Annotated in this window: 16 protein-coding genes and 1 tRNA gene; 3 read left to right on the top strand and 14 right to left on the bottom strand. The window is 61.5% G+C overall.

The window, feature by feature from the left end:
- Positions 1-286: 286 nt before the first annotated feature.
- From eno to LE416_RS11895, 5 genes are all read right to left on the bottom strand, one after another.
- Positions 287-1,591 carry a phosphopyruvate hydratase gene (gene eno, locus LE416_RS11915; RefSeq protein ID WP_225049152.1) on the bottom strand — a complete coding sequence of 435 codons (1,305 nt, stop codon included), beginning with the start codon at positions 1,589-1,591 and terminating at the stop codon, positions 287-289.
- Positions 1,592-1,661: 70 nt separating this feature from the next.
- Positions 1,662-2,417, bottom strand: a complete 756-nt coding sequence (gene tpiA / locus LE416_RS11910; protein WP_225049151.1) for a triose-phosphate isomerase — start codon at positions 2,415-2,417, stop codon at positions 1,662-1,664.
- A gap of 58 nt (positions 2,418-2,475) precedes the next feature.
- Positions 2,476-3,666 carry a phosphoglycerate kinase gene (locus LE416_RS11905; protein WP_225049150.1) on the bottom strand — a complete coding sequence of 397 codons (1,191 nt, stop codon included), beginning with the start codon at positions 3,664-3,666 and terminating at the stop codon, positions 2,476-2,478.
- A gap of 183 nt (positions 3,667-3,849) precedes the next feature.
- Positions 3,850-4,872 (bottom strand): type I glyceraldehyde-3-phosphate dehydrogenase, encoded by a 1,023-nt coding sequence (gap, locus tag LE416_RS11900; RefSeq protein ID WP_225049149.1) that lies wholly within the window; start codon positions 4,870-4,872, stop codon positions 3,850-3,852.
- Positions 4,873-4,909: 37 nt separating this feature from the next.
- Positions 4,910-5,947: a sugar-binding transcriptional regulator gene (locus tag LE416_RS11895; RefSeq protein WP_225049148.1), complete on the bottom strand. Its 1,038-nt coding sequence runs from the start codon at positions 5,945-5,947 to the stop codon at positions 4,910-4,912.
- 372 nt (positions 5,948-6,319) lie between these two features.
- Here LE416_RS11895 and LE416_RS11890 point away from each other — a divergent pair, with 372 nt between their 5' ends.
- A complete protein-coding gene (locus LE416_RS11890) occupies positions 6,320-6,769 on the top strand; it encodes a MarR family winged helix-turn-helix transcriptional regulator (RefSeq protein ID WP_225049146.1) in 450 nt (149 codons plus the stop codon).
- Positions 6,770-6,826: 57 nt separating this feature from the next.
- Here LE416_RS11890 and LE416_RS11885 read toward each other — a convergent pair whose 3' ends face one another.
- Entirely contained in the window at positions 6,827-7,417 is a 591-nt protein-coding gene (locus LE416_RS11885; protein WP_225049145.1) for an ATP-dependent Clp protease proteolytic subunit, read from the bottom strand.
- 244 nt (positions 7,418-7,661) lie between these two features.
- On the opposite strand from LE416_RS11885, the gene LE416_RS11880 reads away from it, so the two are divergent.
- Together LE416_RS11880 and LE416_RS11875 are read left to right on the top strand one after the other, a co-directional pair.
- Positions 7,662-8,300, top strand: coding sequence for an Ltp family lipoprotein (locus tag LE416_RS11880; protein ID WP_225049144.1), 639 nt, complete (start codon positions 7,662-7,664; stop codon positions 8,298-8,300).
- A 34-nt stretch (positions 8,301-8,334) separates the two neighbouring features.
- Positions 8,335-8,811 (top strand): DUF4429 domain-containing protein, encoded by a 477-nt coding sequence (locus LE416_RS11875; protein WP_225049143.1) that lies wholly within the window; start codon positions 8,335-8,337, stop codon positions 8,809-8,811.
- Positions 8,812-8,876: 65 nt separating this feature from the next.
- On the opposite strand, the gene LE416_RS11870 is transcribed toward LE416_RS11875, so the two are convergent.
- From LE416_RS11870 to uvrA, 8 genes are all read right to left on the bottom strand, one after another.
- Positions 8,877-8,948, bottom strand: a tRNA-Arg gene (locus tag LE416_RS11870).
- A 43-nt stretch (positions 8,949-8,991) separates the two neighbouring features.
- Positions 8,992-9,534 (bottom strand): GNAT family N-acetyltransferase, encoded by a 543-nt coding sequence (locus LE416_RS11865; RefSeq protein ID WP_225049142.1) that lies wholly within the window; start codon positions 9,532-9,534, stop codon positions 8,992-8,994.
- A 41-nt stretch (positions 9,535-9,575) separates the two neighbouring features.
- On the bottom strand, positions 9,576-10,028 hold the full coding sequence (locus LE416_RS11860) for a MarR family winged helix-turn-helix transcriptional regulator (protein WP_225049141.1): 453 nt from the start codon (positions 10,026-10,028) through the stop codon (positions 9,576-9,578).
- Positions 10,029-10,120: 92 nt separating this feature from the next.
- Positions 10,121-11,065 (bottom strand): DNA-binding protein WhiA, encoded by a 945-nt coding sequence (gene whiA, locus LE416_RS11855; RefSeq protein ID WP_225049140.1) that lies wholly within the window; start codon positions 11,063-11,065, stop codon positions 10,121-10,123.
- A 1-nt stretch (position 11,066) separates the two neighbouring features.
- The gene (locus LE416_RS11850; RefSeq protein WP_225049139.1) at positions 11,067-12,101 is read right to left on the bottom strand and encodes a gluconeogenesis factor YvcK family protein; all 1,035 of its coding nucleotides are present in this window, start codon (positions 12,099-12,101) and stop codon (positions 11,067-11,069) included.
- A complete protein-coding gene (rapZ, locus tag LE416_RS11845; RefSeq protein WP_225049136.1) occupies positions 12,098-12,982 on the bottom strand; it encodes an RNase adapter RapZ in 885 nt (294 codons plus the stop codon). The genes LE416_RS11850 and rapZ overlap by 4 nt, the downstream gene beginning before the upstream one ends.
- Positions 12,983-13,204: 222 nt before the next feature.
- Positions 13,205-13,747: an HdeD family acid-resistance protein gene (locus tag LE416_RS11840; RefSeq protein ID WP_225049135.1), complete on the bottom strand. Its 543-nt coding sequence runs from the start codon at positions 13,745-13,747 to the stop codon at positions 13,205-13,207.
- A 210-nt stretch (positions 13,748-13,957) separates the two neighbouring features.
- Positions 13,958-16,816: an excinuclease ABC subunit UvrA gene (uvrA, locus tag LE416_RS11835; protein WP_225049134.1), complete on the bottom strand. Its 2,859-nt coding sequence runs from the start codon at positions 16,814-16,816 to the stop codon at positions 13,958-13,960.
- Position 16,817: the final 1 nt, after the last annotated feature.

The following is a 16,817-nucleotide window of genomic DNA, read 5'->3' as shown; positions in this document are numbered from 1 at the left end:
GGGCTTGGCGCGGCTTGCGCGTGGCCACTCCCGGCAAAAGTTGCGACAAGCAAGGGAGCCGCAGGCGACGCTTGGCGAAACTTTTAGGTCGGAGCCCGCTGCGGGCGGAGACCGGCCGCACAGCCGACCCGCCCATCGGCCCGGAGCCCGCGGCCTTCAAACTCGAGACACAGCCCGCCCCAACCGCTTTCCTTACGCTAGGCGGCGGCCTAAGCCCGCGCTTCTCCGCTCTGGGACGCAAAGACGCCACCAGGCAAGCCTGGTGGCGTCTTCGTAAAGCTTAGGACTAGTCGATGGCCTTAACGTTGTAGAAGGACTTGCGGCCCTTGTACAGTGCGGAAGCACCGAGTTCGTCTTCGATGCGCATAAGCTGGTTGTACTTCGCGATACGGTCGGTACGGCTCATGGAACCGGTCTTGATTTCGCCGGCGTTGGTTGCGACAACCAGGTCAGCGATGGTGGTGTCTTCGGTTTCACCGGAACGGTGGGAAACAACGGCGGTGTAGCCGGCTTCCTTGGCCATTTCGATGGCTTCGAAGGTTTCGGTCAGGGTCCCGATCTGGTTGAGCTTGATCAGGATGGAGTTCGCAACGCCCATGTCGATCCCCTTCTTCAGGTAATCGGTGTTGGTTACGAACAGGTCGTCGCCGACCAGCTGAACCTTGTCGCCCAGCTTGGCCGTGATCTTCTGCCAACCTTCCCAGTCGTTTTCGTCGATTGGGTCTTCGATCGAAACGATCGGGTACTTGTCAACGAAGCCAGCGATCAGGTCGATGAATTCGTCGGTGGTGTAGCTGGTGTCAGGATCGGACCACTTGAGGGTGTACTTCTGGGTCTCCGGATCGTAGAACTCGGAGGAAGCAACGTCGAAGGCGATGGCAACGTCTTCGCCCGGCTTGTAGCCGGCCTTTTGGATCGCTTCAACAAGGAATTCGAACGCTTCCTCGTTGTCCTTCAGGTTAGGCGCAAAGCCGCCTTCGTCGCCGACGGAGGTGATGTCGCCCTTTTCCTTCAGCAGCGCCTGCAGGGCGTGGAAGGTTTCGGCACCCATGCGGATGGCTTCGCGGATGGTCTTGCCGCCGACAGGCATGATCATGAATTCCTGGAAGTCAATCGTGTTGGTAGAGTGCGCGCCACCGTTGATGACGTTCATCATCGGGGTTGGCAGAACGTGCGCGTTCGGGCCGCCAAGGTACTGGTACAGTGGCAGGCCAACTTCGGAGGCAGCGGCGCGGGCTGCGGCCAGGGAAACGCCGAGGATGGCGTTGGCGCCGAGCTTGCCCTTGTTCGGGGTGCCGTCAAGGTCGATCATGGTCTGATCGATCAGGCGCTGCTCGGTCACGTCGAGGCCGATAACGGCCTTGGCGATGGCGTCGTTCACGTTGGCAACGGCCTTCAAAACGCCCTTGCCGCCGAAGCGGGACTTGTCGCCGTCACGCAGTTCAACGGCTTCGTGTTCACCGGTGGAAGCGCCTGATGGAACAAGCGCGCGGCCAAAGCCGCCGTCTTCGGTGTAAAGCTCAACTTCAACAGTAGGGTTGCCACGGGAGTCAAGGACTTCGCGTGCCAGAACGTCTGTAATAATAGACATGTGGGTTTTCTCCTTTATGATGTGAGTTTGACTAAATGGTAAGCGCCGGACCGGGCCCTGGTCCTAGTGCTTAGTCCTGGTAGTTGGCCAGAGCGATGAAGGATTCTGGGTCCATGGAGGCGCCGCCGACGAGCCCGCCGTCGATGTCTTCCTTGGCCATCAGTTCCTTGACGTTCGCAGGCTTGACGGAACCACCGTAGAGAATGCGGATGGCGTCGCCGGTTTCTGCGTCGTAAAGCTTCTTGATCGTCGCGCGGATGTGGGCAACCACTTCCTGCGCCTGATCAGCGGTCGCGGTCTTGCCGGTGCCGATCGCCCAGATCGGTTCGTAAGCCACAACGCTCTTCTTGACGTCGTCAGCGGACAGGCCAACCAGCGCACCGGCTACCTGGTAGGCAACCCAGTCGTTGGTCTGGCCGGCCTCACGCTGCTCGAGGCTTTCGCCACAGCAGATGATCGGCAGCATGCCGTTGGCAAGAATGGCCTTGGCCTTCTTGTTGATGTCTTCGTCGGTTTCGTGGAAGTAGCCGCGACGCTCGGAGTGGCCGATGACCACGTAGTCAACGCCCATTTCACTCAGTGCCTTCGGGCTGGTCTCGCCGGTGAACGCGCCTTCGTTTTCGAAGTAGCTGTTTTCAGCCGCGGTCTTCAGCGGGGTGCCCTCGGCGCCTGCAACCAGGGTGGTCAGGTCGATTGCCGGTGCGGCAATGACGGTTTCCACCTTGGAGGCTTCAGGGAGCTTGCCCTTAACGCCGTCCAAGAACGCCTGAGTTTCCTTAGGGTTCTTGTTCATCTTCCAGTTACCGGCCATGATAGGTGTACGCATGAATAAATCTCCTTTTTAGAGCTCGCCGCACGCATCCGGATGCGCGCGCCAAGTCCGATTACTTGTTGGTAATAGCAGCGATACCAGGCAATTCCTTGCCTTCAAGGTATTCAAGCGAAGCGCCACCACCAGTGGAGATGTGGGTGATCTTAGGAGCGATGCCCAGCTGCTTAGCAGCCGCGGTGGAATCGCCGCCGCCGATGATCGTCGTGGCGTCGGTCAATTCGCCCAGCGCCTTGCCGATTTCAAGCGTGCCTTCGGCGTAGTTCGGCATTTCGAACACACCCATTGGGCCGTTCCATACCACGGTCTTCGCGTCAGCCAAAACGGCCTTGAAGTCCGCAATCGCCTTAGGGCCGATATCAAGCGCCATGTAGCCGTCAGGAATGTTGCCCTCAACGACCTTGTGCGGGGCGTCGTTGGCGAATTCGGTGGCAACCACGTTGTCGACTGGCAGCACCAGCTTGTCGCCGGCCTCGGCCATGATCTGCTTGGCCAGGTCGATCTTGTCGGTTTCAACCAGGGACTTGCCGGTGGTCAGGCCCTTAGCTGCGTAGAAGGTGTAGGTCATGCCGCCGCCGACGATGATCTTGTCCGCCCTCTTGATCAGGTTGGAGATCACGCCGATCTTGTCGGAAACCTTCGCGCCGCCGAGGATGGCAACGAATGGGTGCCTCGGGTTTTCAACCGCGTCGCCCAAGAACTTGATTTCCTTTTCCATCAGGAAGCCAGCAGCCGCCTGAGGCATGTTGGAGGAAATGCCGACGTTGGAGGCGTGGGCGCGGTGCGCGGTACCGAAGGCGTCGTTGACGAACAGGTCGCCCAAGGATGCCCAGTACTTGCCAAGCTCAGGATCGTTCTTGCTTTCCTTCTTGCCGTCGAGGTCCTCGAAGCGCGTGTTCTCCATCACAAGAACGTCGCCGTCCTTGAGGTTGGCGATGGCGTCTTCCAGTTCCTTGCCGCGGGTTGCGGGAACGAAGGTGACCGGCTTCTTCAGAAGCTCGGACAGGCGCTCTGCGACGGGACGCAGGGACAGCTTAGCCTTGTCTTCTTCGGTCTTGATGCGGCCCAAGTGGGACAAAAGGATTGCCTTGCCGCCGTTGTCGATGACGTACTGGATGGTTGGCAGTGCGGCCACGATGCGGTTGTCATCGCCAATGACACCGTCCTTGATCGGCACGTTGAAGTCAACGCGGATCAGGACTTTTTTATCTTTGACGTCTAAGTCGGAGACGATCAATTTAGCCATTAGATAAAACCCTCCTATTGTAGGTTGTGCAGTGTGCGCGCCGTCGCGGTGCTTGGATCAAGGCGGCCCCTGATCCAAACACCGCGGCGAAGCGCGGTGCGGGGCGGTCACCCGCCCCTAGAAAAAGAGCGGAGGGAGTAACTCCCTCCGCCCTTTTTTGCGGTTGAAAGTAGTTACTCTAGACTACAGAGTAGCGAACTTCAGCAGGGTACGGATCATCTGGCAGGTGAAGCCGTATTCGTTGTCGTACCAAGCAACCGTCTTAACAAGTTGGTAGTCACCGGCGGTCGTAACTTCGGTCTGGGTAGGATCGAAGATGGAGCCGAAGGTGGTGCCGATGATGTCGGAGGAAACAACCTGGTCAGCGTTGTAGCCGAAGGATGGGTTGTTCTCCGTGTGCTTCTTGATGGCTTCGTTGATCTGGTCAGCCGTAACGTTCTTGGTCTTCAGGATGGAAACCAGTTCGGTCAGGGAGCCGTCAACAACGGAGACACGCTGAGCGTGACCCTGGAGCTTGCCGTTCAGTTCTGGGATAACGATGCCGATAGCCTTAGCAGCACCGGTGCTGTGAGGAATCGTGTTAACCGCAGCAGAGCGGGCAGCGCGCAGGTTACCACCGCGAACAGGGCCGTCAAGCAGCATCTGGGTGGAGGTGTAAGCGTGAACCGTGGTCATGGTACCAACTTCGATGCCGAATTCCTTGTTCAGGAAGTAAGCCATTGGTGCCAGGCAGTTGGTCGTGCAGGAGCCGGCAGAAACGATCTTGTCGTCGGAGGTCAGCGTGTCATCGTTAACGTTGTAAACGATGGTACGGATCTTGCCGGCAGGAGCGGAGATCAGAACACGCTCTGCACCGGCATCCAGGTGAGCCTGGGCCTTTTCAGCGGAGGTGTAGAAGCCCGTGCATTCGAGGACGTACTGAACGCCGTCGTTCTTAACCCACGGAATGTTCTGAGCTTGTGGTTCAGCATAAACGCGGTATTCCTTGCCGTTGACAACGATGCCGTTGTCGGTTGCACTAACTTCACCAGGGAAGGTGCCGTGAGTGGAATCGTACTTCAGCAGGTGTGCCAACATTGCTGGGCTGGTCAGGTCGTTGATCGCAACAACTTCGATGTCGTTGCTCTTTGCACCAAGTTCGAAAATCCGGCGGAAAGCCAGGCGACCAATGCGGCCAAAACCATTGATACCAATTTTAACAGTCATGCTAAAATTTCCTCCTTTAGGAAATAAGAGTTTTATTCTAACGGGTCTCCCCAGTTAAAATCGCAGTTGAGGCGCCGACGTCCGTGATCAGCCACGTGTGGGCCGGCGCATTCTTCATGTATGCGGCGATCGCCTTGGCCTTGCTTCGGCCACCGGCGACGGCGAACACATACGGGATGTGATCAAGATCCGGAATCTGAAGTCCGATCCGCGGTATCTTGTAGATGACTTGCCCCTCGGCATCGAAGAACGTGCCGAAAGTTTCTGAAACCGCGCGGTGGTTGACCAGCTCGCGGATGGTCGAAACCGGCATGGAGCGCCGTTTCGCCATGATCAAGGCATCACCTATACTATGAATCACTACCTGAGCGTTGTCAATCATTTGCAACACTTCTTGGACCGCCGGCTCGCGCAAAAGCGGCTGGTAGGTCTTGGCGCTGACGTTTTCTGGAATGTACAGCACCCGGTAGTTGGAGTCGGTGGCTTCCGCCATGGCGGCGGCCACCGAGTTGGCTTGGATCGAGACGGCCTCGCCCACCCCACCGCGGGCCGGCACGAAGGTCAGCTCCCGGCCGGCGGACAGCTTGTAGTTCAGCTGCGTGGCCACCCGGGCCATCGTGGTGCCGCCCATGACGGCGACCGTCGAGCGGCCGGCCGGCAGCACCACCTGCAGGGTCTGGTTCAGCAGCTTGCCCATCTCGTCCATCACGCGGCTGCTCTGATCGGCGTCGCCGTTGACAATCAGGCAGTGCGCGATGCCGAGCTTGTCGGCCAGGCGCTTCTCGTCGTCCTTGACGCCGAGAAGCTGGTTCATCAGCTGCTCGAGGCCCTGGAAGGTCTCGATGCCCTTGGAGGTCAGGACCATGCCGGACTTGGAGCTTTCGATCAGCCCCTGCTTGCGGAGAAATTCGGTCTCGGTGCGCAAGACGCGCTCGGAAACCTTCATCTGCTCGGCGAGGTTGCGCCGCCCGACCGGGGCCATCCAGCTGATGAATTGAAGGATCTGGTACCGCTTGGTAATGACGCCCATCATGTCCGGGGCGATAGATTCGATCCAGGCAAATTCTGAGTGCATGAACGCTTTCCTTCTCGGTGGGTCATTTTGTGTCCAACCGTGTCGTTTGCCGACCCGCTCGGGCAAAAAAAATTTGGGCGCCCCAGTGAACCTGATCTTCCCTAACCAACATCGCAATTATAACAATGATATTTTGCCCGTGCAAGTCCTTCCCGGGAGTTGTCACCCCATTCAGGAAAACTGAAAAGCATGTGGTTTCCCCGGCGAACGTCTTTCGGACTGTAACCGTTTTACCCGCGACACCGGCGTCTTGCGGCGTGAAAGCGTTCGGCTACCCGCTCATCGATTTTTCATCTCGGAAGTTGCACCGGCGGCTTCCCTTGCACCACCATATCGTGTACAATAATCTCGACACATCTGGAGGCGAACTATATGGTAAAACCGATTTTGTTGAACGAGCAGCTGTGCTTCTCGATCTACCGGGCGCAGAAGCAGTACAATCACTTCTACACGCAGGCCCTCTCCCGCTTCGGCCTGACCTACCCGCAGTACATCACCCTGCTGTCTCTTTACGAGCACGGGACCATGTCGGTCAAGGAAGTGGGCAAGACGCTCGAGCTTGACTCCGGCACCCTGACCCCCTTGATGAAGCGGCTGGAAAAGGGCGGGTGGATCACCCGCACCCGCGCGACCGACGACGAGCGCCGAGTCGACGTCAGCCTGACCCAAAAGGCCGAGGATGCCAGAGACGACATCTTCGCGCACGTCGGCGACTGCACCCAGCTGATGCAGCTGGACCAGGCCACCTACGACGCGATCAAGGCGCAGGTCGACCAGGTCGACGCGCACCTGGCCGCCATTCAAGACCAGGCCCTTAACTAAGCGTCAACGCAAATACCGCCCGCCTCGCAATGCGAGGCGGGCGGTATTTTGTTGGGCTTACTTCTGGTCGGCCTTGGTGGTCAGGATGGCGTCGATCAGGCCGTAATCCTTGGCCTGCTGCGCGGTCAGGTAGTGGTCGCGCTCGGTGTCGGCCTTGATCTCGTCGACGGACTTGCCGGTCGCGTCGGAGAGAATCTGGTTCAGGCTGACACGCGCCTTCAGGATCTGCTCGGCCGCAATCTCGATTTCGGTCTGCTGGCCCTGTGCACCGCCCAGCGGCTGGTGAATCAGGACCTCGGAGTGCGGCAGGGCAAAGCGCTTGCCCTTCTTGCCGCCGGCCAGCAGAACGGAGGCCATGGAGGCCGCCATCCCGATGGCGATGGTCTGCACGTCGGCGTGGATGAGGTTCATCGTGTCGAGGATCGCAAGCCCGGAGGTGATCACACCACCCGGGGAGTTGATGTAGAGGTAGATGTCTTTATCCGGATCTTGGGCGTCCAGGAAAAGCAGTTGGGCAATGATCGAGTTGGCCACCTGATCATTGATTTCCCCGGACAGCATGATGATCCGGTCTTTGAGTAGGCGTGAGTAAATGTCGTAGGCGCGTTCGCCGCGGCTGGTCTGTTCAACGACTGTAGGAACTAGCATGGGTATTCCTCCTAGGTTACGTGCGTATTAGCACTCATTTGAATACAGTGCTAAGCATACGTCAAAAGTCAAAAAAGGTCAAATAGTTTGCGCGCACTTTTTTGCGTGCCCCTAGCATAGCACACCTCTGCTGGGCCACGCATCCGGCCGGGCGGAGAATTTTGCCGCTGGTTGGGGGTAAACCGGCACCCTTTGCGTAATGTCTATCGTTGAGCCAAGTGATAACCACAAAGGAGTGAGTCCGTTGAAGAAACCCATTTACCGCAAGGCCTGGTTCTGGCTGGCGCTGGCCGGCCTACTGCTGGTCGGCCTGATTGCCATTGCCCCCGAGCTGTCAACCCGCCAGGCACCGGACACCGCGCTGAACGCGCCCGCAGACTCGGACGCCACCGACTCGGACGCGGAAGCGGCCGCGTCTGAATCCGCCGAGGCGGAGTCGCGTGAGGCCGCCTCAAGTCGCGAAGCAGCCGCATCGAGTGAAGCCGCCGCTTCCGAGAGCGCCGAAAAAGCGGCCGCCTCCTCCGATGCAGCGGCCGCCAGTGCCGCTGCCGCCAGCAAGTCCTCAAGCGCCGCGGTGCCGGTGGAGTACACGAACGCCCTGATCACCGCACAGCAATACTCGGACGACATGCACATGTCCAAGGCCGGCCTTTTCGATCAGCTGACTTCCGCATACGGCGAGCAGTTTTCCGTCGCTGCCGGGAACTACGCCATCGCGCACGTCAAGGCGAATTTCGCGCTGAACGCGCTGGCAACCGCCAAGGCCTATCAGACCGACATGAACATGTCCCCCGCCGCCATTCGCGATCAGCTGACCTCCAGCTACGGGGAGAAGTTCACCCAAGCGGAGGCAGACTACGCCATCGCCCACCTGAACGACTAGTTGGTCACCACCTACTCACCAAGGAGGACCCATCATGGAACCAAAAACCGTGGAGATCCGCTCGAACGGCCACACTTTCCTCACCGTCGACGACCGCGGGGTGACGATTCGTCGACAAGGCATGCTCAACGCCCTGAATCAGGGCTTCAAGGGCGCCAAGACGATTCCCTACGCGTCCATCACCGCGGTGCAGCTGAAGAAGCCCGGCATGACCGCCGGCTACATCCAATTCACCATCTTGGGCGGCCGCGAGTCCCCAGGCGGCGTCCTGGCCGCGACGAAGGACGAGAACACCGTTCTCTTCAGCGGCCGCGACCACTACGCCGAGATGCTGGCCATCAAGGCGCTGATTGAGGCCAAGATTCAAGACTACAGCAGGCCGCGGCCCAGTGTGCAGGCCGCACCCGATTCGAACCTCGACCAGATTGCTAAGCTCAAGGCCCTGCTGGACTCAGGCGCCATCACCCAAGAGGAATTCACGGCCAAGAAGCACCAGCTCCTGGACCTTTGATGACAAAAAAAACGCCCATCTCTGGGCGTTCAATTGGTCCCTGTTTGCCCCAAAAGCGGCATTTCTGCGCAGCCCGGGAGTCGAACCCGGATTTCGAGAACCGGAATCTCACGTGCGATCCATTACACTAACCGCGCAAGTACCTAATTATATTAAGGGAAGCGGGGCAAAAATGCAAGCCTAATCACGAATTCCCGCGGCGGGGGCCGACACCTTCGCCGCCATCAGCCAGTCGTGCTGCGGGTCGCCACCGACCACGAAGGCGTGCTCCCCCACCTTGCGGAAGCCGCGCTTGGTGTAGAACGCCTTGGCCGTCTCGTTGTGCTCCCACACCCCAAGTGCGATGGCGGACTTGTGCAGCGCCTGCGCCTGCTTGAGGGCGTGGGCGTACAGCAGGCTGCCCAGGCCCTGGTGCTTGTGCTCGGGCAGGATGTAGATGCGCTCGAGCTCCAGGGCGTTCGGGGTGTGAACGTCCGCGGTGACCGCGGCGTCGACGTTGAGCTTGAGGTAGCCGGCCGGCACGCCGTCCTGCATGGCGAACCAGAAGGTGGTGCCCGGGGTGCGCAGCTCGGCCAGCAGCTTCGCCGGCGCGTAGGCGGTGGCCAGAAACTCGGCCATGTCCGCCGGTGCCGTGTTGGCAGCAAAAGTGTCGGCGAAGGTGGTGCGAGACATCGCGACCAACGTCGGAATGTCTTGTTCGGTAACGGGTTGAATTGTGTTCATGAGTCCTCCTGTGGCGCCCGAAAGCGCGCCCTGTCCTTATCTCAGTAGTGCCGCTTGCCGCCGCCCTTGACCAGCTGCCAGTCACGGTCGACGTTGTCACACATCTGGTTCAACAGGCGCGTCAGGGTGGCGACCTCTTGTTCGCTCATCCCCGCCAGCGCCTGGTTCAGCGAGTACTGGTTCTCGCGGTGGATCGGCTCGTAGGCGCGCTGCCCGGCCGCGGTGACGTACAGCCGGTTGGCCTTGGCGTTGGCCGGGTCCGCGCGTTTGACCACCAGCCCCTGGGCGCAGAGCTTGGCGACGCTGCGCGCGACGGTGGCACGGTCGACCTTCAGCTGGTTGACCAGCTGCTCGGCGATGATGCCCGGCTGCTCGGCGATCCGCACCAGGTACAGGTACTGACCGCGCGTCAGGTCCTGCTCGCGAAATTCGATGTTTGAGATGCCGTCCAGGGCGCGGGCAACCACGCCGATGGCACGCAACGCATCCAGCATGTCCTCACCTCCATGCCCACCAGTATAGCACATGGTATTGCATTTGCAACACGAAGGCCAAAAAAAAGACGGCCACAAGTGGCCGTCACGGGTTAAAGCGTCGGGGTCTGCGTCCCCTCGGCAATCTGGTTGAGCTTGCGCAGCCGGTGGTTGATGCCGGACTTGGAAATCGCGCCGCTTGGGACCATCTCCCCCAGCTCCTTGAGCGACACCTCCGGATGGGCAAGCCGCAGCACCGAAATCTCGCGCAGCTTGTCCGGCAGCGTGTCCAGGATGCCGTGATCCTGCAGGTACTGAATGTTTTCAATCGCGCGCTGGGCGGCGTCGATGGTCTTGTTCAGGTTCGCGTTCTCGCAGTTGACCAGGCGGTTGACCGAGTTGCGCATGTCGCGGACGATGCGGACGTCCTCGAACTTCAGCATCGCGTTGGTCGCGCCGATCAGCTGCAGGAAGTCGGCGATTTTTTCCGCCTCCTTGAGGTAGACGATGTAGCCGCTGCGGCGCTCGACGGTGCGCGCGTTGAGGTCGAAGTCGTTCATCATCTTGAGGATCCCCTCGTTGTGGTCCTGGTACAGGGAGTAGATCTCCAGGTGGTAGCGGGACGTCTCGGGGTTGTTCACCGAGCCGCCGGCCAGGAAGGCGCCGCGCAGGTAGGAGCGCTCGCGCTGGTCCTCGTTGAGCACCTTGGCCGAGACGGCAGTCTGAATCGCCATGGTGTCGTTGTCGAGGATCTCGAGGTCCTCCAGGAGCGCGTTGACGCCGGTGGTCAGGCGCACCACGTACTGGTTGTTCTTCTTGAGCTTCATCTTGCGCCGCACGATCAGGTTCGCCTCGTGGTGGTAGACCTGGCGGATCAGGCTGTAGATGCGGCGGGCGATCGCCGGGTTTTCGGTCTGGATGTTCAGAACGAACTGGTGGTTTTGGATGCCGAGGCTGCCGTTCATGCGAATCAGCGCGGACAGCTCCGCCCGCGCGTGCTCGGGGTGCACCTCGAGGCCGGTCAGCTCTTTTTTGACGAGACTGGCAAAACTGGCCATCTCACCGCCTCCGTTTCTTCATTGTCCCCACCTGAAAGGCGAGGTTCATAATCTCCGACGCGACCTTGTCGCCGTCGTGGAACACGCCCTCGTCGCGCAGGCGCAGGAAGTCCGCCGAGATCACCCGGCAGCCCATGTCGCGCAGGGCCTGGTAGTCCGAGCGCACCGGACCGAGGATCTCGTCGTACTTCTGGTGGTTGAGGTAGTGCGCCGGCACCGGGGCGATGTTGACCAGCACCGTGTCGACGAAGTTCGCGCCGAGGTGGTGGTGCAGCACCTTGACGTGGTCGGCGTCGCTGAAGTGCTCGGTCTCGCCCTTTTGGGTCATGATGTTGACGATGTAGATCACCTCGGCCTGCGTCTTCAGCACCGCCTCCCCGAGGTTTTTGATCATCAGGTTGGGCAGGATGCTGGTGAACAGGCTCCCGGGCCCGAGCACCACGACGTCGGCCGCCATGATCGCGTCGATCACCTCCGGCACGGCCTGCGGGGCCTCCCCGGTGGCGGTGTCGGTGACGTACACGTGGGTGATGTTCTTCTCCGCGGCGGTGATCTCGGCCTCCCCGGCGAGGCTTGTGCCGTCGTCGAAGTCGGCGTGCAGCGTCAGCGGGCGGTCGGCTGCCGGGTAGATGTGGCCGTCCACCTTCATCATCGAGGACAGCTGCTGGACGGCATCGAAAATGCCGCTGCGCATCTCCGACAGGGCCGCGATGATCAGGTTGCCGATCGCGTGGCCGGCAAAGAACGCGTCGCCCGAGCAGAAGCGGTACTGGAAGATGTCCAAGTACAGCTGCGGCAGATCGGACAGGGCCACCAGGACGTTGCGGATGTCACCGGGCGGCACGACGTTGATGTAGTTTCGGATGATGCCGCTGGAGCCGCCGTCGTCGGCCACCGTCACGATGGCGGTGACGTCGGCGTTTTGCTCGTGCAGGCTCTTGACGATGACCGGTAGGCCGGTGCCGCCGCCGATGACGACGACCTTGGGCCGGCGCCCGCGGATCACGCGGATGGTGCGATCATTTTCTGTGGTCATGAGCGGTTCACCGTCGCTTTGCGCTTGTTGACGTCTCGATGCGTGATGTCGACCGGGTACGCGCTGGCGAAGGCCTTGCCGATGCGCTCGGCGAAGGCGACGCTGCGGTGCTGGCCGCCGGTGCAGCCGATGGCGATGGTGACGCTGGACTTGCCCTCCTTTTGGTACTGGGGCATCACGTCCTCAAGCAGCGCGTAGAACTCCTGGTAGAATTTTTCCGCCGCGGGCTGCTTCATCACGTAGTCGTACACCGGCTGGTCCTTGCCGGTCTGGCTGCGGAACTCCGGCACGTAATACGGGTTGGGCAAGAAGCGCACGTCCATCACGATGTCGGCATCGATCGGCAGCCCGTACTTGAAGCCGAAGCTCATCACCTCAACGTGGAAGGTCGGGTGTTCGGTGTTCTTGAAGGTCAAAAACAGCTTCTCGCGCAGCTGGCGCGGGCTGAGGTTGGTGGTGTCGATCACGACCTGGGCGCGGTTGCGCAGCTCGGTCAGCAGGTTGCGCTCCTTTCGGATGCCGTCCATCAGCCGGCCCTCCATGGCCAGCGGGTGACTGCGGCGCGTCTCCTTGTAGCGCGAGACCAGCTCAGCGTCCGTCGCGTCGAGAAACAGGATCTTGGTCGCGACTTTTTCGGCCTTGTCCAGCCCCGTCAGCATGTCGAGGATCTGGTCGTAAAAGGCGTGCGAGCGCAGGTCCACGACCAGCGCGACCTTGTCGATCTTGCCGCTTTCCTTCACCAGCTCCCAGAACTTGGGCAAAAGCGCCGGGGGCATGTTGTCGACGCAAAAGTAGCCGAGGTCCTCAAAGGACTGCATCGCCACGGTCTTGCCGGCCCCGGACATCCCGGTGATCACCACTAGGTTCAAGCTATCGCTCATCGCTATTCCTTCTTTCGTCAGGCACTCGCCTGAGACTTAATAAGTTAATTATAACATGCCGGGCGTGTCATTCCCAGCGGGAGTGCGCGGCCGCCGGTTCGAGCGCGGCGCGCCGCGCCCGCACGCACGCAAAAGGCGGTCGCCACGCCCTTCCCGAGCTCGGGAAGACACGCGACAACCGCCTTTCGTGGGGCGAGGCAGGCTCGCGCTCCGCGTTTTTGGCTACAGCTGGCGCCGGGCAATCGCCGTGATGATGGCGGTCAGGCCCAGCAGGACGAAGGCAATCGCCAGCAGCGACACCATGCCGACCGCGGCGACCACCGGCTGCATCAACAGCAGCACCCCGACCACCACGGTGAACAGGTCCAGCAACAGGTCGAGGATCACCCAGCCGATGCCGGCGCGGCGCAGGTGGCCGACGTTGAACAGGTTGGCGATCGCGTCGATCAAAAACCACGCCGCAAACAGGTAGGATAAAGTCATGGCCGCCGTCACCAGGTTGAACAGGAAGACGATCCCCAGGCCGAGGTCCAGGAGCCCAGCCAGAAGCGAGAGCCAGGACTTCTTGCCCGTGTACTCGCGCAGCTTGGAGAAGCCGGCCAGGGTGGCAATCCCGCGAATGATCGCAACGATTGCGAAAATGAAGGTCAAAGTCAGGATCGTGGCGCCCGGGTTGCGCAGCATCACGATGGCCGCGACGATCAGGGCGACCCCTGTGATGAACTCGCCCCAGTCGAAGCCGAAATGTGCTTGTCGATTGAACATTTTCTCACCGCTTTCTTGCCCCTATTGTACGGGCTTGCGCCAACTTGCACAAGCAAAAGCGGCCCCGCTTCCTGCCTCCGCTGCGCGCCGGCCGGGCGCGGCGCTGACGGCGCCTTCCCGTTGCCTCTTGCTTTTCCCCGCAGCCCACGCCAAAGGCGGTTGCCCCGCCCCCGAATGGGAGGCGGGACAACCGCCTTTTGTGGTGCGTGGCTACGCCTTGTCCGCCAGCGCCGCGGCGCGCGCCTTGTCGCGCGTCAGGATCGGCTGGAGGTAGATGCCGGTGTAGCTCTTGGGGTTGGCCGCGATGGTCTCCGGCGTGCCGGTGGCAATCACGGTGCCGCCGCCGTCCCCGCCTTCCGGGCCGAGGTCGATCAGCCAGTCGGCGGTCTTGATCACGTCGAGGTTGTGCTCGATCACGAGCACCGTGTTGCCCTCGTCGACCAGCCGCTGAAGCACCTCCAGCAGCCGGCGGATGTCGTCGGTGTGCAGGCCGGTGGTCGGCTCGTCGAGGATGTAGAAGTTGCGGCCGGTGGAGAGCTTCTGCAGCTCCGAGGCCAGCTTCATGCGCTGCGCCTCGCCGCCGGACAGGGTCGTCGCGCTTTGGCCCATGGTGACGTAGCCCAGGCCGACGTCGACAATGGTCTGAAGCTTGCGCGCGATCTTGGGGATCGGCGCGAAGAACTTCACCGCCTCGTCGACGGTCATGTTGAGGACCTCGGCGATGTTTTTGCCCTTGTAGGTCACCTCTAGGGTCTCGGAGTTGTAGCGGTTGCCGTGGCAGACCTCGCAAGGCACGTAGACGTCGGGCAGGAAGTTCATCTCGATCTTGATGATGCCGTCGCCCTTGCAGTTCTCGCAGCGGCCGCCCTTGACGTTGAAGGAGAAGCGGCCCTGGCTGTAGCCGCGCAGCTTGGCCTCCTGGGTCTGGGCGAACAGCGCGCGGATGTCGTTGAACACGCCGGTGTAGGTCGCCGGGTTGCTGCGCGGGGTGCGGCCGATTGGGCTTTGGTCGATGTCCACGAGCTTCTCGATGTTCTCAAAGCCCTCGATGCGGTCATAGGCGCCGGGCTTTTCCGAGTTGTGGTACAGCTTTTGCGCCAGCACCCGCTTGAGAATCGCGTTGACCAGGGTGGACTTGCCGGAGCCGGAGACGCCGGTCACCGCCACGAACTTGCCGAGGGGAAACTCCACGTCGATGTGCTTGAGGTTGTTGGCCGCGGCACCGAACAGCCGGATCGACTGGCCGTTGCCCGGCCGGCGCGTGGTCGGCACCGGGATGAACTTCTTGCCGGACAGGTACTGCCCGGTCAAAGACTTGGCCGAGCGCATCACCTGCTTGGGGGTGCCGGCGGCCATGATGCGCCCGCCGTTGTCGCCGGCGCCGGGGCCGACGTCGACCAGGTAGTCGGCCGCAAGCATCGTGTCCTCGTCGTGCTCGACCACGATCAGGGTGTTGCCCAGGTCGCGCATCTTCTTCAGCGAGCGGATCAGGCGGTCGTTGTCGCGCTGGTGCAGGCCGATCGACGGCTCGTCCAGGATGTACATCACGCCGGAGAGGTTCGATCCGATCTGGGTGGCCAGGCGGATGCGCTGGGCCTCCCCGCCGGACAGGGTGCCCGCGGCGCGGCTCAGGGTCAGGTAGTCCAGCCCGACGTTTTTGAGGAAGGTCAGGCGGTCGGCGACCTCCTTGACGATTGGCTGGGCGATCACCTTCTCGTTTTCGGTCAGGGTGATGCCCTGGTAGAACGGTAGCGCGTCCTTGATCGACATGTCGGAGGCCTCGGCGATGTCGCGGCCCTCGACCTTGACGGCCAGGGCCTGGCGGTTCAGCCGCTTGCCGTGGCAGACCGGGCAGACCAGGGCGGTCATGTACTGGCGCATCTGGTCGGAGCCGAACGCGTAGTTGTTGGAGCGGTAGCGGCGCTCGACGTTGTTCAGCACGCCCTCGAACGGCACGTCCTGGTCCTTGACGCCGCCGAAGTCGCTGTGGCTGTGAAAATGGAACACCTTCCCGTTGCTGCCGCGCAGGATCAGGTCCTGCTGGCGGGCGGTCAGCTTCTCAAACGGCTTGTCCATCGGCACCTTGAAGGCCTTGGCCGCCTGTTCCAGCATCGACGGGTAGTACACCGACGTCGCGCTGGACCACGGGGCGATCGCGCCCTCGGCCAGCGTCTTGCTGCGGTCCGGCACCACGAGGTCGACGTCGACCGTCAGCTTCTGGCCCAGGCCGTCGCACTCCGGGCAGGCCCCGAACGGCGCGTTGAAGGAGAACAGGCGCGGCTCAAGCACCCCGATGGTGAACCCGCACAAGGGACAGGCGAAGTGCTCGGAGAACACCAGCGGGTCGGACCCGATCACGTCGACGGTGGCGTACCCCTCGGCGAGGCGCAGCGCGGCCTCGAAGGAGTCGAACAGGCGCGAGCGCACCTCCGGCTTGGTCACGATGCGGTCGATCACGATGTCGATGTCGTGGAACTTGTTCTTGTCCAGCTCGAGGTCGGCGGTCGCGTCCATCACCTCACCGTCGACGCGCATGCGCACGTAGCCCTCGCGCACGATTTTCTCCAGCACCTTCTTGTGGCCGCCCTTCTTGTGGCGGACGATCGGGCTCAGGATCTGGATGCGGGTCTTGTCCGGGAGCTTTTGGACCCGGTCGACCATCTGCTCGACGCTTTGCGACACGATCGGGGTGCCGTCGTTGGGGCAGATGGGGTGGCCGATGCGGGCCCACAGCAGGCGCAGGTAGTCGTTGATCTCGGTGACCGTGCCGACCGTACTGCGCGGGTTCTTGCTGGTGGTCTTCTGGTCGATGGAGATGGCGGGGCTCAGCCCATCGATCGAGTCGACGTCCGGCTTGTCCATCTGGCCCAGAAACTGGCGGGCGTACGCGGACAGGCTCTCCACGTAGCGGCGCTGGCCCTCCGCGTACAGCGTGTCGAACGCCAGGCTGGACTTGCCCGAGCCGGACAGGCCGGTCATCACGACCAGCTTGTTGCGCGGAATCGTCACGTCGATGTTCTTCAGGTTGTGCGCGCGGGCGCCGTGAATCACAATTTTATCGTTTGCCATG

It is taken from the genome of Lacticaseibacillus kribbianus, from assembly GCF_020180945.1.
Lineage (GTDB): Bacteria > Bacillota > Bacilli > Lactobacillales > Lactobacillaceae > Lacticaseibacillus > Lacticaseibacillus kribbianus.
Note: the sequence above shows the minus strand (reverse complement) of the source record. Positions and strands in the feature narration are given on the sequence as shown.